Here is a 25,827-nt window from a genome sequence, read left to right as displayed (position 1 = left end):
AGCAGGGGCAGCAGGACCGGGAGCGGGACGGCCTGGTTCACCGGGCGCCTCCCGTGCCGTCGGGTCCGCGGCCGCCGGTATCGGGCGCGCCGGCGCCATGCGCGCTGCCCGTGCCGTCCGTGTCGTCCGTGTCGTCCCCGTACAGCGTGGGGTCGTCGACCGCGCGGCGCTCGCGCTCGGCGCGGATCCGCTCGCGCAGCTCGGCGCGCGCCCGGCGGGCCTCGCGGCGTCGCTCCCGGCGCAGCCTGCGGAACTCGCGGCGCTGCGCGCGGATCTGCGCGAGCAGCTCGGACCGCCCGCGCGCCACCCGCCGGTCCTCGACGTCGTCGCGGACGTCGTCGTCGCCGCCCTGCCGGCCGGAGCGGTAGGCGATCGACAGCACGAACGCGGCGGACGCCAGCGAGATGACGATCGCGGTGAGGATCATCGCCTGCGGCAGCGGGTCGCTCATCGGCCGTCCGGGATGGACGCCGGGCGGCGCCTTCGCCAGGATCGGCGCCCGCCCGGCCTGCCCGCCGGCGGTGAGGATGAGCAGGTTCACGCCGTTGCTCAGGACGAGCACGCCGACCAGCAGCCGGCTCAGGGTGCGCTCCAGCAGCAGCGTGACGCCCGCCGCGATGAGCACGCCGCCCGCCGCGGCCAGCGTGACCGACGCGTTCACCGGCCCGACTCCTCGTCCGCCGCCCGGTCGGCCTCGGCGCCCAGCGAGCCCAGGATGTCCATGATCAGGCCGAGCACGATGAGGTAGACGCCGAAGTCGAACACCAGCGAGGTCGTCATGTGCACCTCGCCGAGCAGCGGCAGGTGCACGTCCAGGGAGCCGCTCTCCAGGATCTCGCCGCCCCACAGCAGGCCGCAGAACGTGGTGCCGGAGGTGACGACCATGCCGGCGCCCAGCAGCAGCCCGACCTTGACCGGCGCCGCCTCGGCCAGCTCGAACGGCCCGCCGGCCAGGTAGCGGATGGCCAGCGCGAGCCCGGCCACGATGCCGCCGACGAACCCGCCGCCGGGCGCGGAGTGCGCGGTGAACAGCAGGTACAGCGAGTACAGCAGGACGGTGTGGAACACCAGCCGGGCGACGACCTCGATGACGATGGTGCGCCGCTCGGCGGCCAGCGTGTACGCGGCCGCGGCCAGCCAGTTCGGCTCGCGGTAGTCGTCCTCGTCCTCCTCGGTGGTGTCGGTGCCGGGCGGCGACATGCCGCGCACCGACCACACCGCGGTGCCCGCCGCGGCGTCGGCGGCGCGCGGCCACGGCGCGCGCCGGCGGCGGGCGAACACCATGCTCGTGACGCCGAGCGCGGCCAGCGCGATCACCGAGCTCTCGCCCAGCGTGTCCCAGGCGCGCATGTCGACCAGCAGCATCGCGACGATGTTGGAGCCGCCGGCCTCCTCGGCCGCGGCGGGGTACCCGCCGGAGATCGGCTCGGCCTGCCGGGCCCGCGCCGCCAGCAGCGTCAGCCCGGCGGCGAGCAGCCCCGCCAGGGTCCCGACTGCCACGTGCAGACGGCGCCGCCACCGCGCCGTACGGGAGTAGCCGCGCGGCAGCTGGCGCAGTACCAGGACGAACACGACCAGGCTCGCGGTCTCCATCAGCAGCTGGGTGAGCGCGAGGTCGGGGGCGCCCTGGAGTGCGAACAGGACCGACACGCCGTAACCGGAGGCGCCCGCGAGCACCACGGTCTGCGCGCGGCCGCGGGCGCGCACGGCGGCGACCGCGGCGGTCGCGGTCAGCGCGGCCACCATCAGCTGCGGCAGGCCGTCCCACCACCGCCAGGGCCCCCCGCCCGGCCACGGGATCCCCGCCACCACCACGGCACCGGCGAGCAGGACGGCGGTGACCAGGATCGTCTCCAGGTACCCGGGCAGCGAGCCGCGCTGGACGGTCCCCGTCACCTGGAAGGCGGTGTCGTTCAGCCGCCGCATGATCCGCCGGTAGACGGCCTCGGGCTCGGCGGGCGCCAGCCGCCGGTGCAGCCGCCCGGCGGGCCCGCCCGCAAGGAACAGCGCCACGCCGCCCACCAGGGTGACGGCCGTGAGCAGCAGCGCGGCGCCGAACCCGTGCCACGCCGCCAGGTGGTAGCCGTCGCCGCCCGGGTACGGCTCGGCCTCCCGGACGAGCGGCGCGTGCATGGGCGAGGCCAGCAGCCCGAGCGCCACCCCGGCCGCCGACAGGAGCGCGGGCGGCAGCAGGAACAGCGCGCCCGCCGGCTCGACCGGCGTCCGTTCCCGCGCCTCCCGGGCGCGCCCGGCGAACGCCCCCCACACGAACCGCAGGCTGTACGCGGCGGTGAAGGCGGAACCGATGACGAGCAGCGCCAGGAGCAGGGGCCGCCCCCCGATGAACGCCTCGTACGCGGCCTCCTTGCCGGCGAACCCGAGCGTGGCCGGCACGCCCGCCATCGAGGCGGCGGCGGCCACCGCGATCGCGCACAGCACCGGCGCGGACCGCGCGAGCCCGCGCAGCTCCCGCAGGTCGCGGGTGCCGGTGGTGCTGTCGATGATGCCGACGACCATGAACAGGGCCGCCTTGAACAGCGCGTGCGCGAGCAGGATCGTGAAGCCGGCGAGCGCGGCGACGGCCGTCCCCTCCCCCAGCAGCACGATCATGAAGGCGAGCTGGCTGACGGTGCCGTACGCCAGCAGCAGCTTCAGGTCGTTCTCGCGCAGCGCCCGCCAGCCCGCGAGGACCATCGTGGCGGTGCCGAGGACCAGCACCACGGGCCGCCACACCGGAGCGGCGGCGAACGCCGGCGCCAGCCGCGCCACCAGGAAGACCCCGGCCTTGACCATCGCGGCGGCGTGCAGGAACGCGCTCACCGGCGTCGGCGCGGCCATCGCGGCGGGCAGCCACAGCCCGAACGGCATGATCGCCGACTTGGACAGCGCCCCGGCCAGGACCAGCACCAGCGCCACCGACACCGCGGTGCCGCCCGGCGGATCGGCGACGATCTCCGACAGCCGGAACGTGCCGGCCTCCTGGCCGAGCACGACGAGGCCGACGAGCATGGCCAGCCCGCCGAAGGTGGTGATGACGATCGCCTGGGTCGCGGCGCGGCGGGCGGCCGCCTTCTCCGCGTCGTACCCGATCAGCAGGTACGAGAAGACCGTCGTCAGCTCCCAGAACACGTACAGCAGGATCAGGTCGTCGGCCAGGACCAGGCCGAGCATGGCCGCGGCGAACGCGATCAGCTCGCCGGCGAACGCGCCCAGCCCGGGCTCGTTCCCGGCGAAGTAGCGGCCGCAGTAGGCGACGATCAGCGCGCCGACCCCGCCGACGATGAGGACCATCAGCCAGGCGAGCGGGTCCGCGCGCAGCGCCAGGTCGAGGTGCAGGCCGGGGATCCAGGAGACCGTCTCGACCCGGTCGGCGCCGCCGTCCAGCCACGGGCCGAGCGCCCACAGGCCGGCCGCCGCGGGCACGAGCGCGAGCAGCGGGAACGCGCCGCGCCCCAGCCACCGCACCAGCGGGGGCGCCAGCGCCGCGGCCGCGCAGTGCACGGCGAACAACACCAGCATGGCACCCCTGGGTGACTGGACAGTGGCTTACAGTGATCAGAGATCACACTAGCCGTGCCCCGTTCGGCCGCCCCTCACCCGCCCCGCGTGACACTCCGCCACTTCCCGCGGTCACTTCATCGCTGTCACTTCATCGCTGTCACTTCATCGCGGCGATGGACCTGCGGACCCGGCGCAGGTCGCGGAGGCGGTGCTCGTACGTGGCACCGGCGAACAGCAGCGCCGTCCCGGTGACCGCGATCGGCAGCCAGCGCGGGCCGTCCCCGACCAGGTCGGCGAGGGCGGGACCCAGCTCGTGCGCCGCGTTCAGCACCAGCACGGCGCCGCCGAGCAGCAGCGGCGCCTGGAGGCGGTACCGGGCGCCCGCGAGCGTCACCGCGAGCGCCGCCGGCGCGAGCAGCAGCGGGCGGGCCGGGCCGCCGCCGTACCAGGCCGCGGCGAGGGCGGGCACCAGCGTCAGCGCGAGCGCGGCACCGTAGGCGGCCCAGGAGGAGAGCGCGCCGTCCCGGCGCCGCGCCCACCGGCCGCCGAGCAGCCCGAGCACGGTCACCGGGGCCGTGTACGCCTCGGGCGCGGTCACCCCGGCGGCGCCGAGCCGCAGCCACAGCGCCAGGAGCAGCAGCATGGCGGCGGCCCACCCGGCGTGCCGGCGGTCCGGGCGCAGCGCGGTCGCGAGGGCGAGCAGTCCCGCGCAGGCCAGCCCCGCGCTCGCGTACGGGACGCTCGCGAAGGTCAGCGCGGTGCCGGCCGCGGCGGCCGCGTACGCCGCGGCCTCGGTCGCCAGCCCCGGCGCGCGCCGCCACCGGCCGGTCTCGCGGGCGCCGTACGCCGCGAGCGCCGCGACCGCGAGCGCGGTGAGGCCGGCGAGTTCGGCGCGCAGGCCGGCCGCGAGCGCGCCCGCCACGGCCAGCCCCGCGAACGCCAGGACGGCGGCGGCCGCCGCGCCCGACCGCGCCGGCTCGCCGCGCGCGGCCGGCGCGCAGCCGGTGGCGAGCGCCGCGATCCCGGCCGCGACGGCGAGGGTCGCGACGGTCGAGGGGAGCGCCCAGGCGACGGCGTACGCGGCGGCCGGCAGCGCCGTCCCGGCGGCCGCGAGATCGGCGCCGCGCGCCAGGGCGGCCCGTACGGCGAGGGCGGCCAGGATCCCGCAGGCCAGGGCCAGGCCCGCCGCGTACGGGAGCCCGGCGGCGAACGGCAGGAGCACCGACGCGGCGGGCACCGCGATGACTGCCGCCCGGTGCGCGGCACGCCCGCCCAGCAGGCGGGCGGCGGCGACGGCCGTCAGCGCGGCGAGGACGGCCGTGGCCGCCGCCGCGGGCGCGACCGGATGCTCCGCCGGCACCGGAAGCGCCGCCGACCAGGTGCCCGCCGTCCAGCCGAACGGCGCCGCCAGGGCCGCGGCGAGTCCGGGCAGGTGCGGCAGCAGCGCGATCCCGGCGGCGGTCCCGGCGAAGGCGAGCACGACCGGCCGCGCCTGCTCGCGCGCCCGCACGCCGGCCATCGCCGCGGTCAGCCCGCCGATGGCGCAGACGAGCGAGAGCTGATCCGCGTGGCCTCCGGTCATGGCGAGGGCGGCGCACCACAGCACGAGCCCCGCGGCGTCGAGCGCGTGCGCGATCCACGGGCGGCGGCCGGCCAGCAGCGCGCCCGCGCGGACGGCGAGCACGGCGACGGCCACGACGGCGAACGCCGCGTACCGCGCGGGCAGGTCCCCGGCCAGCGCGACCGCGGCGCCCTCCGCGCCCACGGCCAGCGCCGCCGCGCCCGAGGCGGCCGACGCCACCGGGGAGTCGCCGCCGCGCAGCGCGCACAGCACGGCGGCGAGCGCGAGGACCGCGAGCACGGCCAGCGTCGCGGCCGGGTCCGCGAGCGACCAGGACACGGCGAGCGTCGCCGTCCACAGCGCCGCTCCCCCGGCCGCCGAACGGTGCGCGGCCGCCCGCAGCGCGAGGCCGGTGGTGACCGCGACGAGGAACGCGAGCGCGGCCCAGTAGGGAAGGTCGGCGGCGAGCGGTACCGGCGCCACCGCGACCGGGACGGCCACCTGGGCGACGCCGAGCGCGCCCGGCCGGCCCTTGTGGACCGCCGCGGCGCCGACGGCGGCGAGCGCCGCGAGCCCCAGGACCGGCAGCAGCATCGGCTGGTCGGTCCACGCCGTCCCCGGTGCCAGCGCGCCGCGCGCGCCCGGCGGGGCGCCCGCCCACGCGTCGGCCAGCCAGCCGTACGGGCCGAAGAGCGCGGGGAACAGCGCGTCGCCGAGCGGCAGCGGGGCCAGCGCCGCCAGCAGGTAGGACTCGCCGAGCGACGGCGCCGCCGGGCGACCGGCCCGCTTGCGGGACCAGGCCGTCGCGGCGGCCGGCAGCGCGGTGAGGGCGAGCAGCAGGGCCAGCGCCTCCGGCCCGGAGAACGCGGCGTACCCGATCGCGGTCAGGGACACCGCGGCCGACGCGGCGTCGAGCGCCGCGGCCTGGACGGGACGGCGCGCGCGCAGCGCGGTCCCCTTCAGACCGGCGCGGGCGAGCGCGAACATGACGCCCAGCAGGATCGTCCGGCCGGTACGGCGGGACCCGGCGACGGCGCGGGCCAGCGCGGGCGGCGGCTCGCCGGGCGGCAGCGCCACCAGGAGCGCGAGCGTCCGGATCCCCAGCAGCGCGAACGGCAGCGCGAGCGGCGGCCATCCGTACGCGGCCCACGCGAGCACGGCGAGCGTCCCCGCCGCCAGGACCGCGCCCGCCGCCGACACCGCCTGCGCGACCGCCGTGCGGGCCGGGCGCGCGAACGCGAGGAACGCCGCGGCCGGCACCGCGGCAGTGATCAGCGCGGTGGCCGCGTCCATGACCGACCAGCCGAGCGCGAGCACGGCGGTGTAGGCCGCGGCGCCGCTCAGGATCGGCGCGGCCGGCACCGTCCGGGCGCGGGCCGCGAGCGCGAGGAGGGCCACCGCGACGGCGAGCGGCAGCGCGATCCACGCCTCGTGCGCGACGCTCACGGCCGCGGGCAGGGCGGCCGCGGCCGCCACCGCGAGCACCAGGCCGAGCGTGCGGGTGGCGCGCGCCGGGACGGCGGCCGACGCGGCGGCCGCCGCCGCGAGGACGAGCGGCGTGGCGGGCGAGCCGTTCCAGGACCAGAACGCGTGCGGGTTCGCGTACGCCGGCGGGCCGGCGCCGTCGTGGCGCCAGAACGCGTCCGGACTCGCGAACCACCCGAAGGGCGCGACGAGAGCGATGGCCAGCCCGGCGGCGACCCAGGCGACGGCCACCGCCAGCGCGCCCAGGCCCGCGGCCGCCAGCCCCTCCCGCAGCCGTTCGGGCGGGCGTGCGGCGCAGGCCAGCAGCAGGCAGGCGGCCCCGGCGTACGCGGCGACGGCCCAGCGGGGATCGGGGAAGGACGCGGCGAGCGGCGCGGCGACGGCGACGATGGCGCACGTACCGGCGACCGCCGCGGCGAGGGTGCGCAGAGTCCTGTCGCCGGTGGCCCACGCGCCGGCCGCCGCGACCGCGACCGCCAGGACGAGCACGGCGGAGGCGCGCAGCGCGGCGCCCGGCGTGCCGGCCAGGAGGGAGGCGGCCAGCGCGGTCGCGATCCCGCCCGCGCCCGCCGCGATCCCGGTGGCCGCGGCGACCGCGCGGACCGGCGGGGCCGCGGCGCGGTGCCGGACGAGCAGGTCGAGCGCGGCCGTGAGGATCAGCGCCGCCGCCGCGCCCGCCGGGGTGGGGCCGGCCGCGACGGCGGCGAGCGGGAGCGGCGCCTGGGCGAGCGCCAGCGCGGCCGGGGCGGGCAGCCGCAGCGGCGCGTACCGCGCGTACCCCGCCCACGCCGCGGCCAGCGCGGCCGTCGCGGCGGCCGCCGCCCAGAACCCCGATGCGCCGCCCGTGCCGGGCAGGTCGACCTCGTCGGGCGCCGTCGAGCCGCCCGCCACCGCGTTGGACACGGCCATGTACGTGAGCGGCACGAGGACCAGCCCGATGAACGCGACGGTCTCGGCGGTCGAGCGCAGGCCGCGCCGGACGAGCGGCCACGGCGCCGCGAGCGCGCCGGCGGTCACCGCGGCCAGGATCGCCGCCCGGATGCTCAGATGCCCCCAGCTCACCACCGTGAACACGATCGCGGCGATGCCGAGCAGCAGCCCGCCGAGGAGCAGCAGCAGGTTCTGCACCGCGTGCCGGGAGAGATCGCGCCGCGCGCCGGCGGGGGCGGGCACAGGGTCGGGCGCCGCCGGGACCGCGACCTTCGCCCGTGCCCCTTCTTCCTCCCTCTCCCGCTCCCGCTGCCTCTCTCGCTCCTGCCGCTCAGCCCACGCCCTCGCCTGGTCCAGGAGAACGCGCAGTTCCGACCTTCGCGCCAGCAGCCGTCCGCGCCGGGCGTCCAGCCGCGCCAGCTCGGCATCGACGCTCCGGATCTCCTCGTCGATCCGCCACAGATCGATCTCGATCACCTCGCAACGGCAGGCGGGGGACTCGTACGGTCCCATATGTCCGTTGCGAATGCGTGCGGTTCGCCGCCGGCCCCGGTCAGCCGCTCGCCGGACAGCGTCCCGACGACGCGGCCGTGCTGGAAGACCGGCGCCCGGTCGCACCGCCTGGGCCTGGAGCGGCTCGTCCCGGCGGTGCGCACGGCCGCCGCCGTGCCGGCCCGCGAGCCGGCCCGCGGCTAGCCGACCGCCAGCTCGCGGGCCTCGGCGGCGGAGCGCGGGGCGGGCGGCCCGGCGCGGCGGGCGGCCAGCAGCGAGCCGAGGATCTCGCCCGCCCGGACGGCGCCGTTGGACAGCAGCGACGAGGTGATGCCGTGCGTGTGCTCGGTGCCGCCCTGGAGGTAGATCCCCGCGCGCACTCCCGGCACGGTCCTGATCCGGTAGTCGCGCTCCACCCGGACCCGGCCCCGCTCGTCCCGCTCGCACAGCCCGGCCGCCGGGCCGAGCAGGCCCAGGACGTCGTACGGCCGGTAGCCGGTGGCGCAGATCACGACGCCGGAGTCCAGCTCGTGGCGCTCGCCCGTGGGCAGGAACTCGTACGTCGTCCGCACCCCGCCCGGCCTCTCGCGGACCTCCAATACCCGGCAGGCGTTGAGGATCCGCAGCCGCTCCCGGCCCCGCACCTTCTCCTGGTACGAGCGGCGGTACAGCTCTTCGATCAGGTCCAGGTCGACGACGGAGTAGTTGGTGCCCCGGTGGTAGTCCAGCAGCCGCTCCTTCACCTCCTCGGGCGCGCCGTGGAAGTCGTCGACCGCCGCCGGGTCGAAGATCCGGTTGGCGAACGGGCTGTCGTCGGCCGGGCTGTAGCCGTACCGGGCGAAGATCGCGCAGACCTCGGCGTCCGGATACGCGCGGTGCAGGTGGTCGGCGACCTCGGCGGCGCTCTGGCCGGCGCCGATCACCGTCCAGCGGGCGGGCGGCGGGCCGTCGTACTCCGCGAGCCTGGTGAGGAGGTCGCGGTTGTGCCAGACCCGCTCGGACGCCTCGACGCCCTCGGGCAGCGACGGCCGGAGCCCGCCGCCGATCACCAGGTCGCGGGCGCGCAGGACGCTCTCGGCGCCCGAGGCGTCCCTGACGGTCACCGCGAACCCGGTGACGCCGCCCTCGCCGTCCACGCCGTCCACGCCGTCCTCGACAGGGGCGGCGGAGACGGCCTCGGTGCCGTACCGCACGAAGTGGCCGACCCGGGCGGCGGCCCACGACAGGTAGTCGTGGAACTCCACCCGGGTCGGGAAGAAGGTCTTGTGGTTGATGAAGTCGACCAGGCGCCCCTTCTCCTTCAGGTAGGAGAGGAAGGTGAAGCCGCTGGCCGGGTCCCGCAGCGTGACCAGGTCCTTGAGGAACGACACCTGCATGGTCGCGCCCTCGATCAGCATGCCCCGGTGCCAGCCGAACCGGGGCTGGCGCTCCACGAAGACCGCGGACAGCCGGTCGGCGGGGGCGGCCCGCGCGTTGTGCTCCTCCAGCGCGACGGCCAGGGCGAGATTGGCCGGGCCGAAGCCCACGCCCACGATGTCGTACGGTCGGTCACCCGGCTGGGTCACGGGGAGCCCCTTCTTAGGTAAGGCTAAGCTAACACTCCTCACCTAAGCACCGGGTGATCAGGACGGTCAACGCCGGACGCCCCGGCGATCGGGGGATCGCCGGGGCGTTCGCGGGTCGTTCTCGGACCGTTCCCGGATCCGGGCCGGGCCCGTTCCGGGCGGGGGTCAGGAGCCGAAGGGCTGCGGCTTGCCGCGGTTGCCCTTGCCCTTGCCCCACTCCAGGACCTCGTACTTGAGGCCGTTGATGTGGCCCTCGCCGGTACCGGCGTTGTACTTGCTCTTCGGCTTCTCGCCGTCCAGCAGGTACCGGAAGGTGTAGGTGTCGAGGTCGAGCATCACGCCCCTGTGAGAAGGCTCACCCGGGCCGCGGTCGCCCACGAAGCCGGTGACGCTGCGGCCGTTGGCGCTCACCTTCACCTTGGTGTGCATGGGCCAGCTCGGGCTGGCGAACAGGCCCTTCTGCATCGGCTTGCCGCCGGCGGGGGCGCCGGTGTCGCCGTTGACGCCGGAGCCGTCGTCCCAGAAGTAGGACGCCTTGGTGGTGCCCGTCAGGAGGGCCTTCTTCTCGACCTTCTTCCGCGCCGGCTCGTCGGCGTCCTTCGCGGCCGGCTTGCGGGCCGCCTCGGCCAGGCTGCGGGCCTTGGCCGAGTCGTTCTTCTCCGTGGAGTCCTTCTGCGCCATCGGCGACTGCGACGGCGTCTTCTGCTGCTGAGCGGAGTCATCACCGCTGGCGGCGGCCACACCGGCCACCAGCATGCCTGCCAGGCAGGTACCGGTCACACCGGTCAGGGCAACGTTGAGCGCTCGCTTCTGCATGAAAGTCCTTTATTCGGCGGTCAGGGATGCCGTTTCGCGCAGGGACAGGGGGAGTCCCGTTGGGTGCGCGGAAACGGTCCCGAGGCTCGAAGCTCGGGATGAGGAGCCGTCGCGGGGCGCCCCGCATCGAATGGGCCCGCGTACATGGCGGACCGCCGTCCGGGCACGGCACGCGACCCGGCTGAGCGGGCACGCGCGGAACGCGAACGTTATATGCGGGAGATATGCCGAACCGGGGGCTCTTGGGCCCGTCCGGTGGCCGCTGCATGGGTGCGGCCGGGACTCGGCGAGAGAAGGCCCCGCCTGGCGGGCGGGAGGGCGACGACTATGCGATTGGCCAGGTCAACGGTGCTTTGACCCCGACCTGGCGTCGAGTATATGCGCCATTACCACGATTTGGGCAAACCACACATTTCTTTACCTTTGGGCAGGTAGATCTTCTATGTCGTGGTGCCCGGGAGGTGTAACAGGCGGCCCCGCCCGGGGATTCCCGGATCGTCCCAGGCCGTTCGGTACGGGCTTTGCGGAACCCTGTGGAACGATGACCCGCATGACCGATCCCGCCGGCCTCCGCACGGCCGACGACGACCTCCTCCCCCCGTCCGACTGGGGATCCCGCGGCCCCGCCGCCCCCGGGACCCGCGCCGCCTGGGGCTTCGCCCTGCTGGCCGGCGCGCTGGTCGCGGGCCGGATCTTCGCGGCGCCGCTGATCGACGCCCGCGCGCTGGACGCCTGGACCACGATCTTCGTCGCGATCTGCGTCCAGGCGCTGCCCTTCCTGGTCTTCGGGGTGGCGCTGTCGGCCGCGATCACCGCGTTCGTGCCGCCCTCGTTCTGGAACCGGGTGCTCCCCCGCCGGCCCGGCGCCGCCGTCCCGGTCGCCGGCGCGATGGGCGCCGTCCTGCCGGGCTGCGAGTGCGCCTCGGTCCCGGTGGCGGGCGGCCTGATGGCGCGCGGCGTCGCGCCCGCCGCCGCGCTGACCTTCCTGCTGGCGGCCCCGGCGATCAACCCCATCGTGCTGATCGCCACCGCCGTCGCGTTCCCCGGGTCCCCGGAGATGGTGCTCGGCCGGTTCGCCGCCTCGCTGGTCGTGGCGGTGCTGGCGGGCTGGGCCTGGCTGCTGTTCGGCAAGGGCGAATGGATCAGGATCCCGTCCCGGCCCGCCACCGGGACCGGCGCGGGCGCCCGCTGGGAGGCGTTCCGCCAGGCCATGCGGCACGACATCATGCACGCGGGCGGCTTCCTCGTCGTCGGCGGCATGGCCGCGGCCACCATCAACGTGGCCGTCCCCGCCGACGCGGTGAACGGCGTGGCCGGGATCCCGTGGGCCTCGATCCTGGTCCTGTCGGTGCTGGCCGTGCTGATGTCGATCTGCTCGGAGGCCGACGCGTTCGTGGCCGCCAGCCTCAGCCAGTTCTCCCCCACCGCCAAGCTGGCGTTCCTGGTGGTGGGCCCGATGGTCGACCTCAAGCTGATCGCGCTGCAGACCGGCTTCTTCGGCCGCCGGTTCGCGATCCGCTTCGTCCCGCTGACGTTCGCCCTCGCCGTGACGGTGAGCACGATCACAGGAATGATGCTGCTGTGACGAAGGCCGCCCAGAACCTGCTGCTGATCGTGATCGGCGCCGCCGTGCTGTGGATCACGCTCGGCACCGACGAGTACCTCAACTACGTCAAGCCCGGATTCCGCTACCTGCTGGTCGCCGCCGCCGTGGTGCTGGTCGCCCTGGGGGCGGCCGGGCTGCGCGGCGAGTGGCGGGCCCGGCCCGACGGCGGGCACGAGCACGGGCACGGGGACGCGGCCGGGCACGACGATGGCCACGGGCACGATCACGGCGGCCGCGGGCCGCGCGTCGCGTGGCTGATGTGCCTGCCCGTGCTGGCGATCTTCATCGTGGCGCCGCCGGCGCTCGGCTCGTACACCGCCGGGCGCGACACCGCCCGCCAGGCTCCGCCGCCGGCCCCGCCCGCCCAGGGCTACGGGCCCCTGCCCCAGACCGGGTCGCCGGTGGCGATGACCATGGGCGAGTTCATCGGGCGGTCGTACGAGGCGCAGACCGGACAGTCGCCGTATCTCAAGGACGTGCAGGTCCAGCTGACCGGCTTCGTGACCCCCCGCGCGGACGGCCCCGGCTGGCAGGTGACCCGGCTCAAGATGGCCTGCTGCGCCGGCGACGCGGTGCCGTTCCCCGTCGTGGTACACGGCCTGGAGCGGCCCCCCGCCGACACCTGGGTCCGCGTCGTGGGCACCTGGCGGCCGCCGCAGGGCCGCGCCGTCTCCGGCCTGCACGAGCTGCAGGGCCGGTCGGTGACGAAGATCAAGAAGCCCAGGAACCCGTACGAATGACCGGGGACGGCGCGGCGGCGCACGCGGCCGGCCGGCGGGCGCTCGTGCTCGGCGGCGGCGGGATCACCGGGATCGCGTGGGAGTGGGGGATCCTGGCCGGGCTGGCCGAGGCCGGGCTCGACCTGGGCGCGGCCGACCTGGTCGTGGGCACGTCGGCGGGCTCGCTCGTCGGCGCGCAGGTCGCGTCCGGCATCGATCCCGAGGTGCGCTACCAGGCGCAGCTGGCCGGCGCCGGGGACGAGGCGCCCGCCCGGGTGGGCCGGTCCGTGGTGGCGCGCTGGGCGTGGGCGGCCGTGCGCTCGCGCACGCCCGAGGGGCTCGGCGCGAGGATCGGGCGGCAGGCGCTGGCGGCGCGCACGGTTCCCGAGGCCGAGCGGCGGGCCGTGATCGAGTCGCGGCTGCCGGTCCGGGAGTGGCCGGGCCGGCCGCTGCGGATCACCGCCGTGGACGCGGTCACGGGGGCGCTCGCCGTCTTCGACCGCGAGGCCGGGGTGCCGCTGGTGGACGCGGTGGGCGCCAGCTGCGCGGTCCCGGGCGTCTGGCCGCCGGTGACGATCGGCGGCCGCCGCTACGTCGACGGCGGGCTGCGGTCGGCCGCCAACGCCGACCTGGCCGCCGGGCACCGCGCCGTGCTGGTCCTGGCCCCGACGACGGCGGGCTTCGGCCCGATGGCGAGCGTGGGACGGCAGGTGGCCGCGCTGCGCCGGGCGGGCTCCCGGGTGGCCGTGGTGTCCCCCGGCCGCCGGGAGCGGGAGGCGTTCGGCGGCAACTCGCTGGATCCGGCGGGCCGGGCCCCGGCGGCGCGCGCCGGGCGTGCCCAGGCGCCGTCGGTGGCCGCGGCCGTGCGGGCCGTCTGGGAGGACGCGTGAGCCGCCGCCCGGCGTCCGGGCCGCGGGTGCCGGCGCGGGTGCCGGCGCGGCTGGGCGAGGTGCCGTTCGCCGAATGGCTCGTCCCGCACGACGGCACCTGGGGGCCGGACGCCGATCACGACACGGTGCACTTCGACGGGTTCCGGGTGAAGGGCGCCGACGCGGCGGGCTCGCGGTTCCTGGACTGCGCGTTCACCGGTACGGCCGTGGAGGGCGGCGGGCTGCGGCGGGCCCGCTTCATCGGCGTCTGGGCGAGCGAGCTGAGCCTGGTGGCCACCGACCTGTCCGGCGGCGAGTGGCGCGACAGCGCGCTGCTCGGCTCGGTGCTGGCGGCGGCGCCGCTGACCGGCGCCCGGCTGACCCGCGTGACGTTCCGCGGCTGCAAGCTGGACGGGATCAACCTGCGCGGGTGCGTCCTCACCGACGTGGCGTTCGAGGACTGCCTGCTGCGCGAGGCCGACTTCGGCGGCGCCACGCTGACCCGGGTACGCTTCCCCGGGTCGCGGCTGGCCTCGACCACGCTGGCCGGCGCCACGCTGGACGAGGCGGACCTGCGCGGCGCGGCGCTGGGGATCACGATCGAGCCGGCGTCGCTGCGCGGCGCCATCGTCTCCCCTGACCAGCTGCAGGATCTGGCGCCGCTGCTGGCCGAGGCGCTGGGCATCACCGTGGAGGCGGGCGGCCCGCCCGGCTGAGCGCGGCGCCCGGCCGGGCGCGTCCCGGCCCCGCGCGGCGGGGCCCGGGAGGTCGCGTCAGCGCAGCGGGAAGGCGGTGGGCAGCAGGCCGGGGCCGCCGGCCGCCGGCACCGGCGCCGCGGGGAAGCCCGTCGCCGTCACCGGTACCGCGGGGTGCCGCGGGGGCGGCACCGCCATGGCGGCGTCCGGCGGCGGCACGTGGGTGCCGTCGGCGCGCCGCGGTTCGGGGAACTGCTGGGCCTGCCGGCCGCGCCGCTCCTCCAGCACCGCCATCACGGCGCGCGCGGTCTCCTCGTCCATCTTCATCAGGACGGCGGGCCGCCCCGAGGGATCGACGAATGGCGAGACCGACGGTGCGGCGACCTGCTGCGGCAGGGTCTGCCGCAGCTCCTCGCGCAGTTCGTGGGCAAGCCGCAGCGCCTGTCGGTCGCTGTCACTCAAGTGTGCGTTCATCGCGATCTCCGGGGAGTTCACGTGCGGGGGTCCGGGGGTAATCCTGCTAGGTATGTCGTGCATGTGCAAGGGCCGATGCACGTGCAGGATAACGAAAAGTGCCTCATTCGAGCCGCACGGGACAGGCGTGGAAGCCTGGGAAACAGTGCGGTCCCGCCGCTTCCGCAAGCCGGTGACCAGCCCGGACGGCCACCCCGCCCGAGCGCCCTCACCACGCCTCCGCAGGACCGTGATCGAGCCGCCAAGTTTTTGTCGAACTTCATTCGGGTACGGGTCACCGGCCACGGACCGTACGGCGCCCGCTACGGTCCGGCTCGACCTTGATCACGAACCGGTCCCGGGCGCGTGCGCTCGGTGACGGCGACTCCGCGAGGTGCGCTCCGGGGCGGCTCCTCTACTGTGTGGCCGTGACGACCGACACACTCACCCTCCGGGCCCTGAACCGGGCGACGCTGGCCCGCCAGATGCTCCTCGCCCGCGAGGAGACCTCCGTTCCGGCGGCGGTCGGCCGCCTGTGCGGGATGCAGGCGCAGGAGCCGCGGCCGCCGTTCCTCGGGCTCTGGACGCGGCTGCGCGGGTTCGCCGCCGGGGACCTCCGCGCGGCACTGGACGGCGGTGCCGTCGTCCGGGCGACGATGATGCGCGGCACGCTCCACCTCATGACCGCCGCCGACTACCTCGCGTTCCGTACGGCGCTGCAGCCCGTACTGGACGCGGGCCTGAAGGTGCTGGGCGCGCGCGCCGAGGGCATGGACCTGGACGCCGTGCTCCCGGTGGCCCGGCGCCTCCTGGAAGAGTCGCCGCGCACGTTCAACGAGACGCGCGCGCTCCTCCAGGCCGAGTTCCCGGACGTGAACGAGCGCGCGCTCGGGTTCGCCGTCCGGATGCGGCTGCCACTGATCATGGTGCCCACCGCGGACCGCTGGGGCTTCCCGCGCAGCGCCCGGTTCGCCCTGGCGGAGAGCCGGCTCGGCGAGGCGCCCTCGGGCACCCCCGCCGTGGACGAGCTCGTCCTGCGCTATCTGGCGGCCTTCGGCCCCGCCTCCGCCGCCGACGCCCAGGCATGGTCCGGGCTGCCCGCCCTCGCCGAGGTCCTGGACCGCCTGCGGCCGCGGCTGCGGGCCTTCACCGGCGAGAGCGGCCGCGAGCTGTTCGACCTCCCGGACGCCCCCAGGCCCGACCCGGACACGCCGGCGCCCGCGCGCTTCCTCCCGGAGTTCGACAACCTCGTCCTCGCCCACGCGGACCGCACGCGCGTCATCTCCGAGGCGCACCGGCCCGGGCTCACCACCAAGAACCTGCGCGTGCGCGCCACGTTCCTCTGGGACGGCTTCGCCCGCGGCACGTGGGAGCTGGAGCGCAAGCGGAAGACCGCGACGCTGCGCCTGCGCCCCTTCGAGCCGCTGCCGCGCGGCGCGCTGGAGGAGCTGACGGCCGAGGCGGAGTCGCTCGCCGCGTTCGCCGAGCCGGAGGCGACCGACCTCCAGGTGGTCACCGAGCCTTGACCGCCCCGGCCCGGACGCGTCCGGCTCAGGCGATGGTGCGGCCGAGGCCCTCCCAGTACGGCGCGCGCAGGTCCTTCTTGAGGATCTTGCCGCTGGGGTTGCGCGGCAGGGCCTCCACGAAGTCGACCGAGCGCGGCCGCTTGAAGCCCGCCAGCCGCTCCCGCGCATAGGAGAGGACCTCGTCCGCGCTCAGCGACGCGCCCTCCGCGAGGACCACGACCGCCTTCACGGTCTCGCCCCACCGCTCGTCCGGAACGCCGATCACTGCCACGTCGGCGATGTCCGGATGGCCGGCCAGCACCTCCTCGACCTCGATCGGGTACACGTTCTCCGCCCCGGTGACGATCATGTCCTTGATCCGGTCGGTGAGGAACAGGTAGCCCTCTGCGTCGACGTGCCCCGCGTCGCCCGTGCGGATCCAGCCGTCCCCGGCCAGCAGCCGCTCGGTCTCGGCGGGCCGCTTCCAGTAGCCGGGGGTGTTCTGCGATGACCGGATCAGCACCTCGCCCGTCTCCCCAGGCGCCCGCTCGGCGCCGGTCGCCGGATCGGCGATCCTGATCTCCACCCAGTCGTACGGCCGGCCCGCCGAGCGCATCAGGTGGCGGCGCGGGCCCGCCGGGTCGTGGTCCTCGGGCTCCAGCTGGACGATCGCCCCGGTCGTCTCCGTCATCCCGTACAGCTGGAACAGCGGCGCCCGGAACGTCTCCAGCGCGCGCCGCAGCACCTCGGAGGTGATCGGCGACGCGCCGTACGTGATCGCCCGCAGCGCCGAGAAGTCGCGCTCGGCCGCGCCCGGCACCTGGCACATGAACTGCAGCACCGCCGGGACGATGAACGCGTTGGTGATCCGCTCGCGCTCGAACGTGTCCACCAGCGCCGCCGGGTCGATGTCGCGCACCAGCACCTGCCGGCATCCCGCGTACAGCCCGGCCAGCGCCCAGCCGGTCCCGCCGATGTGGAACAGCGGCATCGGGACCAGGCTCACCGCCGACGCGTCCAGCCGCCAGCGCGGCGCCATCCGCTCGCCGATGGCGAAGTTGGCGTTGCTGAGCTGGACGCCCTTGGGCGTCCCGGTCGTCCCGGACGTGTAGAGCTGCACCACGATGTCGTCCGGGCGGCCGGTGTGGCCGGGATCCTCGGGGGCGTGCGCGGCCAGCCAGGTCTCGTACGGCTCGCCGGTCACGACGACCTCGCCGGGCAGATCGGCGGCCAGGCCGGCGAACTCGGCGTCCACCACGGTCAGCGGCGCCTCGGCGTCGGCGATGATCGCGGCGATCTCGGCGGGCGTCAGCCGCCAGTTGACCGGGGTCGCCACCGCGCCGATCTTGGCGGCGCCGAAGAGCAGGTCGAAGAACTCGGGGGCGTTCTTGCCCACGTACCCGGCGCGCGAGCCCGGGCCGAGCCCCGCGGCCAGCAGCGCCTGGGCGGCCCGGCTGGACCGCTCGTGCAGTTCGGCGTACGTGACCGTCCGGCCGTCCCCGGTCACGGCGGGCGCTCCGGGGCGCTCGCGGGCGTGGTCACGGACGATCGACACCACCCGGTAGTCCAACTCCGACCCCTCCGAACGTCATTCGGTTACGGCAGGTAACCCTAGCCACCGGCCCGCGCGTCCCGTAAGAGGATCCGTACGCCCATCACCGTGCGGACGTGCCCGACTCCGAATAGTGATCAATCCGATATCTCCCTTGATTGAAAGATCCACCAAAGCGTCGCAGGCTTTCCTGCACACCTGAAAGCCCCGCGACCCCACCCCCTATCGCCGACAGGACGCGACCCATGTTCGAGATCTGGGAGACGAGCGAACCCGCCCGGCTCATCAGCGACGCCGGCAGCCTCAAGGTCGCGCTCGAGAAGGTGGACACGATGTGCCGGCTGCGCCATGACCAGGCCGTCGCGCACATCGGCGAGGCCGCGGCGGGCGGCTACCACTTCGAGATCCGCGACCGGGACGGCCGGGCGCTGGCCCGGCTGACCTACGTGCCGGACACCTCCCGCGACTTCCAGAGCGTCGTCGTCGAGGAGCTGCACGGGGACGCCTGACGGACCGGGTCACCACCACCGTGCGCTGCGTGGCAGGATGCCGAGTGGCACGCGGCGCGGAAGGGAGCGGGAACGGTGGTGGGGGCGACCCGATGGTGGAACCGGAAGACCCGCGACGCGGCGCCGCCCGAGAACCCGCCGGGAAATCCGCCAGGTGATCCGCCCGAGGAGCCGCCGTCCCGGGACGGGCTCCTCGTGGCGCGGCTCCAGCGTGCCATCACGGTCGCCTGGGGCCGCGGCTGGCAGCCCGCCGACCTCGTCCGGCACACCGCCCGCAGGCTCTCCCCGCGGCACGAGCGGCTGGTCGTCGACGCCATCGCGGCCGAGACGCGCGGGTACGCGACCCTCGGCCCGCAGTGGCGCGCGCAGCTCACCGCCATCGACGCCCGGATCTGGTGGGACGGCGACTACGCGGGCGCCTGGTGCGCGGCCGAGGAGGCCGGCCCGGACGCCCTCGCGGCCTGCGCGACCGAGCTCCTGGACCTGCTCCTGGCCCTCCCCCGGCTGGCGACGATCGGCCCGCCGCCCGGCGCGGCCGTCCCCGACACCCCGCCCGCCGAGATCGACCAGCGGATGCTGGGCAAGGTCCGCGCCCTGCTCGCCAAGGCCGAGTCCACCGAGTTCCCCGAGGAGGCCGAGGCGCTCAGCGCCCGGGCGCAGGAGCTGATGGCCCGGCACAGCATCGACCACGCGCTGCTGGACGCCGACCTCGGCACCGTCTCCGAACCGGCCGGCCGCCGCCTGGCCGTCGACACCCCGTACGACGGCCCCAAGGCGGCGCTGCTCACCGTCGTCGCCGACGCCAACCGCTGCCGCGCGATCTGGCACCGCGAACTCGGCTTCTCCACCGTCCTGGGATTCCCCGCCGATCTCGCGGCGGTCGAACTGCTCTTCACCTCGCTGCTGGTCCAGGCGACCACGGCGATGGTCAACGCCGGTCCGCGCCGCGACGCCGCGGGGCGCTCCCGTACCCGCTCGTTCCGCCACGCGTTCCTGAACGCCTACGCCGCCCGCGTCGGCGAGCGGCTCCGCGAGGCGGCCGGGCGCGCCGCCTCGGAGTCGGAGTCCGGCGGGCGCGACCTCGTCCCCGTTCTGGCCGCTCGCGACCAGGCCGTCGACGACGCTGTCGAGGCACTGTTCCCGAACCTGTCCCGCGGCCGGGCCCGTACGGTCTCCAACCACGAGGGCTGGGCCGCCGGACGCGCGGCCGCCGACCTGGCCAGCCTGAACGCGCGGTCCGAGGTGTCCGGCCGCTGACCGCGTCCCCCCAGGGAGCCTTGGGGGGACGCCTCCTCAGTCCTTCTTGCGGCGGGTGTTGCCACCGCGCCCGCGCAAGGGGATCCCCGCCTCCTTGAGAACGTTGTAGATGAATCCGTACGACCGGCCGGTCTCGGCGGCCAGGTCACGGATGCTCTCTCCTGCCGCGTACCGAGGGGCGAGCTCCGCCGCCAGCCGGGTGCGCTCGGCACCGGTGACACGGGTGCCCCTCGCCAGAGTGCGGGCCACGGTTACCTCCTCAATCGACGCGTGAGCCGGGACGGAACGATCGTCCCCGCAGCTCACGGCACTGTTGATCTACCCAACGTACACAATCCCCAATAATCCGCCCCCGATGCCGCGCGAAACGACACAAGACCGGCCACTGGTGGTCTTTTCCACGGCGAACGGCGTGTCGTTACCAGGCGTACCCACCCGTGGACATGCGTCAAAGCCCCCGTCCCCCGACGTACCTCTCCTTCCCCCAAGAACCAGACGTTCTCTGAACGATCGGGGTTGCCGATAAGAGCCCAAGACCCCACCTCAGCCGCCGGACCGGCCGCACACGGCCACCCGCGCGGGCGGTCACCCGGCCAGGGCGCGGTCACGGCCGTCGAGAGCGTGGAGACGGTGGAGGTTGTGGAGGAGCCCGATCTCGGCGACGTTCTTGGTGAGCTCGACGCCGAGCCAGGCGGCGACGTCGCCGAGAGTCAGGCCCTGGCCCCAGGGCAGGCCGGCGGTCCGGTCGGTCGAGTCGAGGTCGGCGTCGGTGAGTTCGCGGAGCCGGGCGCGCCACTCGTCGTTCAGGGCGCGGAGACGCGCGGTCGCGGCCGCGATGCCGCCGGGCCAGGTGATCTCTTCGCGGGCGGGGGCGCCGGACCCGAAGCAGTGGCCGAGCGTGGTCGTCCACCAGAAGTCGATGTGCCAGGTCACCCAGGCGATGGTGACGGCGGGGACGGGGTCCGGCTCGGTGTCGGCCCAGTCGGCCGTCCATCGGCCCTGCCCGTCCGGGCGGACCGTCCAGCAGTGCGGCGAGGGCTCCCAGAGGCAGGCGTCGTCGTCGATGCCCTCAAGGTGGTACTCGAACAGTGCCCAGGCGATGTCGAGCTGGCGGATCAGCAGGTCGGCGCGTGTCGTGGTCATCCGGAGACCCTCTCAGCGGCCGAGGGTTCCGGCCAGCGGTTTTACGCCGGGCCGCGGATCCGTACGGCGCCCGGGGGCCTGGAGGCCGCCCGGGCGCCGTACGGATCGTCAGAGGTCGCTGATCACCGCCGCGTCGTCCGCGGCGGGCAGGTCCTCGGCGGACTGCGGAGGGACGACCACGCCCTGCGAGGCGGCCTCCCGCAGCGACAGGTCATCCCGGCTCAGCCGGTGGCGGGGCGGCTCGAACGGGTGCAGCGACGTCTCCTCGAGCCCGTTCACGACCAGGAGCTCGCCCGGGTCCAGCAGCCGCCAGCCGGGCTGGCCGTCCATCGGCTCGCTCGCCACGACGACCGCGGGGACGTGCTCGGCCGCCTCGCCGCCCTCCGGCCCGCTCCGGCCGCCGTGTCGGGGGGACAGCACCCACAGCTCGTTGGAGTCGGGATGGCGCAATGCCCACAGGCGCCCCGCCTCGGCGATGAGGAGGTTCAACGAGAACACCGGCAGCTCGGCACCGATCCGGCCGACCGCCCGGACGAGTCCCTCGGTGGTGTCGCCCGCGCGGCGGATCTCGGCGGTGATGTAGGCGAACACCAGCTCGGAGTCGGTCTCGCCCGACACGTGGGCGCGGTCGACCTCCGTCAGCCACGAACCGAGCGTCGAAAGGCCCTTGACCACGCCGTTGTGGGCGAAAAGCCGGTCGTTCATGACGAACGGGTGGCAGTTGTGCACCGTCAGCCCGCCGACGGAGGCGTCACGGACGTGGGACACGAAGGTGTGCGACACGACGTTGCGCGCGTGGAGGGCGAAGTCGGGGCTCTCGAACGCGGCGAGCGGCGCCCGGTCGCGCACCGGCTCCGCGCCGAGCGAGAACCAGCCCAGCCCCGCGCCGTGCGGCATCCGGTGGCTCTGCGCGCGCAGGCATTCGGGCGCGTCCATCAACCAGTGCGAGGCCCGGACCCGGGGACCGCCGGTGCTCATACCGAACAATCGGCACATGCCGTTACCTTTCATTTGTCGGTCGTGCGTGTCCGCCCCGGCGCGAGAGCCGCGGCGGAGGGATCGCCGGCCGCGGCCGCAGAGAATGGTCAGCTGTTTGGGCATGCCGCGACACGACACCGCGGGAGATGACTGCGGGTGACCATGATTTTACCGTGCGCATTGCTCGACTGTCCGGCACTTTCTCGCCGACGGCCGGTCTCGGTCGATGTGGCATGTCGTCCGTTCCCCGGGGAGCGCGAGCGGAGGACATCTCTCTACCCAAAGAGGGCGAACTGGAACGAATTCATGTCCCGGATGGGTAATTCCTCATGCGCGGCACGAGAAAAGCCCCGCGACCGAGAAGAGGCCCACGCCCGTGAGCCCACCACCGAGTCCTGGAAGACCCTCAAACCCATCGAGAACGCGCGGAAGCCCGACGCCCTGACCGAGGTGTACCTCGGGATCGGCGCCGCCTACGCCGGCTCGCTCTTCCGCTGACGCGGCCCCGCCCGGCGGCGTTCCCGGAGTGTGAAAGCCGCGCCGTACAGGGTCAGCGCGATGACGCCGCCGCAGATCGTTCCGATGACCCCGCTCGCGAGAGTCATGTGCGAGGTGCGCGGCAGGTCCGGCTGGTTGAACAGGAGCACCGCCCCCAGCACGCCGCCCGCGGCCGCGCAGGACAGCAGCGCCCCGCCCACCCCGAGCGCCGCCCGCGCCGGCAGCCCCGCCGGCGGCTCGGGGTCGGCGGGCGCCGTGCGCGCCCACCGGTGCAGCCACCAGGCGATGACCACGAGACCTGCGGCACCGCTCCCGTACTGCAGCCACCGGTACAGCTCCATGCCCGCGAACGACGTCGTCACCAGCCAGGGCATGAGGTCCGCGAACCCGTGATAACGGTGCGTGAACGCGTCCCAGAACACGTGCGTCACCGTCCCGGCCAGCACCGACGGCGGCACCCACACCAGCATCGAGGGACGCGGACCGCGCAGCGGACCGCTCAGCAGCCGCCGTGCAGGCTCGGGGGCCAGCGCGGCCAGCGGCCGCTTCCAGAGCAGGTGGAACGCGGCGAACAGCCCGATGCCCAGCACGAGGTCGACCGTGACGATGCCCACCGGATCATGGGTGGCGCCCCGCAGATCCCCCATCCCGAAGAAGTACGGCACGTCCGGCGCCATAGAGCCCGCGACGAGCGCCGAGGGCACCATGCGCCCGCGAGCGAGCGGGATCACGGCGGCAGGATGGCTGAGAGTAAAGGGCACCCGACCCGCCTTCCCTATCGCAACCACCGACCGCCTCGGCCTGGAGCGTAGCGAAGACAGGCCCACTCCCCCTCCAAGACCGCCGACCCCACTCCCCAGCAGGCGGCCCACGGGCAGCGAACGGCCGGACGAGCGGGCGAACGGTGAGCGGCCGCGCAGGCGGGCGAACGGCAGGCAGCCCGGAGGGTGGTGAGCGGCGGGCCGGAGGGAGTCAGGAGCGGGCGAGCGAGCGGTGTGCGGGCGAGAGGGGCCGCTGCGGGTGAGCGCGGGTGTGGGCGTGCGGGCAGGTGCGGGTGGCTCATCCCTTATGGCCGCTTGGTCGCGGGGGCATGTACGGCAAGACCAAGAACTGTGACCAAATGTCAACGCTCCGTAGCCGAACTCACTATGATCGGCTACCTGACGCCGACCACCCGCTACCCCCCGGGGCGACAATGAAGCGCTTGCTGGCAGACCTCGGCCGCACCGGCTCCACCCGTGGAGTCGTCCGCTGCGCGTGCGGACTGCTGGGTTGTATGGCCATGGCCGGCGCCGCCTCGTTCGCCATGGCCGTCCCCGTCCAGGCCGACGAACCGCGGCCGCGCCGTACCCTCCCCGCCGACTGCCGGCTGGCCATGCGCACCGGCGACGGCCACATGTGGCGCAAATGCAAGGAAGCATGGCGCGCGATGTACCACCAGGATCGCCGCGCCGGGCTGGAGTTGCGCCCGCGGGAGCGGCATCCCAGCCGCAAGTCGCCGCCGACCCGGCCCGCCGTCCCGCGCGAGACCGCCGAGCGCTCCTCCCCGCGTCCGGTCGCGTCCAGCCCGCCCGCCACGCTCCTTCCGGCGCCGGCCGTCCCGACGGCCACCGCGACCCGCGATCTCGCGCGGGAGTCCGCGGCGGCGGGCTCGCTCCCGCCGCTGCTGCTGCTCGGCCTGCTGCTGCCGGCGGCCGTCGCGATCGGCTACCCGATGCGCCATCGCTTCTACGCCGTGGCCGGGCCGCCGTTCCCGGTGCCGGGCCCGCCGCCGGCCGAGCAGCCGGCGCCGCCCGTGTACCGGCCCTCGATCGACCCGTTCGCCGCGCCGCTGCTGGCCTTCACCGGCCCGGGCGCCACGGCCTCGGCGCGCGTGGTCGCGCTGGCCGCTCTGGAGGGCTGCGGCGACACCGCGCTCGTCGTGGTCCCCCGGCCCGACGCGGGCGCGCTGTTCGGGCTCGCCGAGGACGACCTGCTCGACGACACCGGCCCGGGTCTGTTCATCCCGGGCAACCTCGACGCCGCGCTCGCCTACCTGGAGACCGAGCTCGCCATCCGCCGCGACACGGCGGTCGCGCGCTCGCGTCGCCGCCTGTTCCTGGTCGCGGACTGCGGCCAGGAGGCCGCGCGGATCGAGCGGCTGCTGGCCCGCCATCCCGGCCAGCTCAACGCCGTGCTCCTGGGCGACTGGCCGCGCGACCGTGTCGCGGTGGACGAGGAGGGCCTGCCGGACGCCCCGCCCGCCCTGGCCGACGTCCTGCCCCCGCGCCTTCCCGCGATGTCCCGTACGGAGGCCCGCGACCGCCTCCACGCGACCATCGTTCCGACGCCGGAGGCACCCCCCACTCGCAAGTCTCGCTCCAAGCGCCGCTGACCGCTCCCCGCCTGTCCGAGCAGAGGATTTCCCTGAGCACCGCTTAGAGGTGCGATCCAGGCGGCGGGCGCGGCGGGCGCGGCGATCGCCCGCGCCTTGACGCCGCCACCTCTAATGATCGTGAACGCGACCAGCGGGGCCAGCAGCAGAACGACCGCCTTGACCAGCGGATACGCGTTTCCGGAGAACGGCAGCAGGCAGGCGACGACGGCCGCTGACACCAGCAGCGCCCAGCTCTCCTTGCGCAGCCGGTCCCGTGGAAACTCGGTCAGCGGCAGCGGCGGTTCGTCCTTCGGTCGTCTTGGACGTGTGGGGGCGTGGCGGTGCTTGCTGCGGGCGCTCTCTGGCATGGCCTGCGGGCATCATTTGGAGATCAGCGGACGGTTCCGGTGGCGTTCCGGCGCGATGCGTCGGGCCGCTCCCCTCCAGCGGCCCGCCGCTCGCGGGCGGTTCTCCGGAATCACGGGTGATCAAGTGGGGTGGCGCGGACGGTTCTGAGTGCTCGCAGGGTGCGGGTGGCGGTGGCCGGATCGGGCGGATCGTCGGCGGCCCGGTCCAGGTAGGCGGTGCAGCGCAGCATCCAGTTGCGCAGGACGTCCTCGTGGTGTTCCTCCTTGCGGCGGGCCCGGGTCAGGGCTCGGTGGCGCTGGTCGGCGCGGGCGCGGGCGGCGAGGTCGCCGTCGGCCGCCAGGGCGCGGACGTCCGCCAGGTGGTAGCGGCCGAGCTGGTCGGCGGGCAGGGAGTACTCGGCGGCGACGCGGTCGAAGAGGCCCTTCGGCCAGCCCAGGACGAGGGCGGCGCCCTTGGCGTCGACGCTGTCGAGGAGCGGGCCCTTCCGGGTGGCCACGACGTCGCGGACGCGGGCGGCGTCGAGCGCGTCCAGGTCCCGGAGCAGGTAGATGGGGTGCTGCCGGTAGCGTCCGATGACGGTGAGGTCGCCGCGGGCGACGAGCACCTCGATGTCGGCGCGGTCGACGTCGAGGGCGAGCCGCAGGGCGAGCCGGGCGGCGGCCTTGCCCGCGCCGATCGGCGGCTCCTCGCCGAAGGCTTCGATGATCTGGGCCTTGTCGCGGCACCGCTCGGGCGTGCCGGCCGGCCACCGGCCGCCGGCGTCCGAGGCCGGGACGAGGCCGTGGTCGAGGGCCAGCCGCAGCTGCCAGGTGGTGAGCCCGAGGGCTCCGGCCAGCTGGCGGAAGCCCAGGTCGGCGCGGGGGTTCGTGGTTCGCATCGGCCCTCCATTGGGACGGTCACGGATTGCAAGCGTCGCCGACGCCGAGTGACGAGGACAGTAGAAGGCGATTCTGTGGAAAACCCGCGTG

22 protein-coding genes are annotated in these 25,827 nt (G+C 75.3%); 10 read left to right on the top strand and 12 right to left on the bottom strand.

The features are described from left to right. Positions 1-37: 37 nt before the first annotated feature. The 3 genes from ACA361_RS32820 to ACA361_RS32810 form a co-directional block, all read right to left on the bottom strand. Positions 38-661 (bottom strand): Na(+)/H(+) antiporter subunit C, encoded by a 624-nt coding sequence (locus tag ACA361_RS32820; RefSeq protein ID WP_375018502.1) that lies wholly within the window; start codon positions 659-661, stop codon positions 38-40. Further along, positions 658-3,519 (bottom strand): Na+/H+ antiporter subunit A, encoded by a 2,862-nt coding sequence (locus ACA361_RS32815; protein ID WP_375018501.1) that lies wholly within the window; start codon positions 3,517-3,519, stop codon positions 658-660. The genes ACA361_RS32820 and ACA361_RS32815 overlap by 4 nt, the downstream gene beginning before the upstream one ends. A gap of 139 nt (positions 3,520-3,658) precedes the next feature. After that, positions 3,659-7,954 (bottom strand): SCO7613 C-terminal domain-containing membrane protein, encoded by a 4,296-nt coding sequence (locus tag ACA361_RS32810; RefSeq protein ID WP_375018499.1) that lies wholly within the window; start codon positions 7,952-7,954, stop codon positions 3,659-3,661. A 36-nt stretch (positions 7,955-7,990) separates the two neighbouring features. Between ACA361_RS32810 and ACA361_RS32805 the strand changes: the two genes are divergently transcribed. Beyond that, positions 7,991-8,173, top strand: coding sequence for a hypothetical protein (locus ACA361_RS32805; RefSeq protein ID WP_375018498.1), 183 nt, complete (start codon positions 7,991-7,993; stop codon positions 8,171-8,173). Here the strand turns inward: ACA361_RS32805 and ACA361_RS32800 are convergent. After that, positions 8,170-9,534 carry a lysine N(6)-hydroxylase/L-ornithine N(5)-oxygenase family protein gene (locus tag ACA361_RS32800; protein WP_375018496.1) on the bottom strand — a complete coding sequence of 455 codons (1,365 nt, stop codon included), beginning with the start codon at positions 9,532-9,534 and terminating at the stop codon, positions 8,170-8,172. The two genes, ACA361_RS32805 and ACA361_RS32800, sit on opposite strands and share 4 nt — an antisense overlap. 165 nt (positions 9,535-9,699) lie before the next feature. Continuing rightward, entirely contained in the window at positions 9,700-10,350 is a 651-nt protein-coding gene (locus ACA361_RS32795; RefSeq protein ID WP_375018494.1) for a hypothetical protein, read from the bottom strand. Positions 10,351-10,891: 541 nt separating this feature from the next. Here ACA361_RS32795 and ACA361_RS32790 point away from each other — a divergent pair. From ACA361_RS32790 to ACA361_RS32775, 4 genes are read left to right on the top strand one after another with little or no spacing between them, the layout of a single operon-like run. Beyond that, positions 10,892-11,935 (top strand): permease, encoded by a 1,044-nt coding sequence (locus ACA361_RS32790; RefSeq protein WP_375018492.1) that lies wholly within the window; start codon positions 10,892-10,894, stop codon positions 11,933-11,935. After that, positions 11,932-12,696 carry a TIGR03943 family protein gene (locus tag ACA361_RS32785; RefSeq protein ID WP_375018491.1) on the top strand — a complete coding sequence of 255 codons (765 nt, stop codon included), beginning with the start codon at positions 11,932-11,934 and terminating at the stop codon, positions 12,694-12,696. The genes ACA361_RS32790 and ACA361_RS32785 overlap by 4 nt, the downstream gene beginning before the upstream one ends. Further along, positions 12,693-13,565 (top strand): patatin-like phospholipase family protein, encoded by an 873-nt coding sequence (locus tag ACA361_RS32780; RefSeq protein ID WP_375018489.1) that lies wholly within the window; start codon positions 12,693-12,695, stop codon positions 13,563-13,565. Before ACA361_RS32785 ends, ACA361_RS32780 begins: the two co-directional genes overlap by 4 nt. Beyond that, a complete protein-coding gene (locus ACA361_RS32775; RefSeq protein ID WP_375018487.1) occupies positions 13,562-14,260 on the top strand; it encodes a pentapeptide repeat-containing protein in 699 nt (232 codons plus the stop codon). Before ACA361_RS32780 ends, ACA361_RS32775 begins: the two co-directional genes overlap by 4 nt. Positions 14,261-14,317: 57 nt before the next feature. Here the strand turns inward: ACA361_RS32775 and ACA361_RS32770 are convergent, their stop codons facing one another. Continuing rightward, positions 14,318-14,701 carry a hypothetical protein gene (locus tag ACA361_RS32770; protein ID WP_375018486.1) on the bottom strand — a complete coding sequence of 128 codons (384 nt, stop codon included), beginning with the start codon at positions 14,699-14,701 and terminating at the stop codon, positions 14,318-14,320. Positions 14,702-15,120: 419 nt separating this feature from the next. On the opposite strand from ACA361_RS32770, the gene ACA361_RS32765 reads away from it, so the two are divergent. Beyond that, positions 15,121-16,218 (top strand): winged helix DNA-binding domain-containing protein, encoded by a 1,098-nt coding sequence (locus tag ACA361_RS32765; RefSeq protein ID WP_375018484.1) that lies wholly within the window; start codon positions 15,121-15,123, stop codon positions 16,216-16,218. 25 nt (positions 16,219-16,243) lie between these two features. Here the strand turns inward: ACA361_RS32765 and ACA361_RS32760 are convergent, their stop codons facing one another. Beyond that, positions 16,244-17,767, bottom strand: a complete 1,524-nt coding sequence (locus ACA361_RS32760; protein ID WP_375018482.1) for a long-chain-fatty-acid--CoA ligase — start codon at positions 17,765-17,767, stop codon at positions 16,244-16,246. Between the two features lie 227 nt (positions 17,768-17,994). Here ACA361_RS32760 and ACA361_RS32755 point away from each other — a divergent pair, with 227 nt between their 5' ends. After that, complete coding sequence (locus ACA361_RS32755; protein ID WP_366620387.1) at positions 17,995-18,258, top strand: hypothetical protein; 264 nt, start codon at positions 17,995-17,997, stop codon at positions 18,256-18,258. 78 nt (positions 18,259-18,336) lie between these two features. Then, complete coding sequence (locus ACA361_RS32750) at positions 18,337-19,515, top strand: DUF2786 domain-containing protein (protein WP_375018480.1); 1,179 nt, start codon at positions 18,337-18,339, stop codon at positions 19,513-19,515. Positions 19,516-19,551: 36 nt separating this feature from the next. On the opposite strand, the gene ACA361_RS32745 is transcribed toward ACA361_RS32750, so the two are convergent. The 3 genes from ACA361_RS32745 to ACA361_RS32735 all read right to left on the bottom strand — a co-directional run bounded on the left by ACA361_RS32745 (position 19,552) and on the right by ACA361_RS32735 (position 21,654). Next, positions 19,552-19,764 carry a helix-turn-helix domain-containing protein gene (locus ACA361_RS32745; protein WP_366620391.1) on the bottom strand — a complete coding sequence of 71 codons (213 nt, stop codon included), beginning with the start codon at positions 19,762-19,764 and terminating at the stop codon, positions 19,552-19,554. Between the two features lie 336 nt (positions 19,765-20,100). Next, positions 20,101-20,658 carry a DinB family protein gene (locus ACA361_RS32740; RefSeq protein ID WP_375018478.1) on the bottom strand — a complete coding sequence of 186 codons (558 nt, stop codon included), beginning with the start codon at positions 20,656-20,658 and terminating at the stop codon, positions 20,101-20,103. 108 nt (positions 20,659-20,766) lie between these two features. After that, complete coding sequence (locus tag ACA361_RS32735; RefSeq protein WP_375018476.1) at positions 20,767-21,654, bottom strand: class II glutamine amidotransferase; 888 nt, start codon at positions 21,652-21,654, stop codon at positions 20,767-20,769. 297 nt (positions 21,655-21,951) lie between these two features. On the opposite strand from ACA361_RS32735, the gene ACA361_RS32730 reads away from it, so the two are divergent. Next, positions 21,952-22,134: a hypothetical protein gene (locus ACA361_RS32730; RefSeq protein WP_375018474.1), complete on the top strand. Its 183-nt coding sequence runs from the start codon at positions 21,952-21,954 to the stop codon at positions 22,132-22,134. On the opposite strand, the gene ACA361_RS32725 is transcribed toward ACA361_RS32730, so the two are convergent. After that, positions 22,110-22,895 carry a DUF4184 family protein gene (locus tag ACA361_RS32725; protein ID WP_375018473.1) on the bottom strand — a complete coding sequence of 262 codons (786 nt, stop codon included), beginning with the start codon at positions 22,893-22,895 and terminating at the stop codon, positions 22,110-22,112. The two genes, ACA361_RS32730 and ACA361_RS32725, sit on opposite strands and share 25 nt — an antisense overlap. A 443-nt stretch (positions 22,896-23,338) precedes the next feature. On the opposite strand from ACA361_RS32725, the gene ACA361_RS32720 reads away from it, so the two are divergent. Further along, positions 23,339-24,508, top strand: a complete 1,170-nt coding sequence (locus tag ACA361_RS32720; protein ID WP_375018471.1) for a hypothetical protein — start codon at positions 23,339-23,341, stop codon at positions 24,506-24,508. Between the two features lie 460 nt (positions 24,509-24,968). On the opposite strand, the gene ACA361_RS32715 is transcribed toward ACA361_RS32720, so the two are convergent. Continuing rightward, the gene (locus ACA361_RS32715; protein WP_375018469.1) at positions 24,969-25,736 is read right to left on the bottom strand and encodes a hypothetical protein; all 768 of its coding nucleotides are present in this window, start codon (positions 25,734-25,736) and stop codon (positions 24,969-24,971) included. Positions 25,737-25,827: the final 91 nt, after the last annotated feature.

This window comes from Actinomadura sp. 21ATH (assembly GCF_041951345.1).
Lineage (GTDB): Bacteria > Actinomycetota > Actinomycetes > Streptosporangiales > Streptosporangiaceae > Spirillospora.
This window is presented reverse-complemented; position numbering and strand designations above follow the sequence as displayed.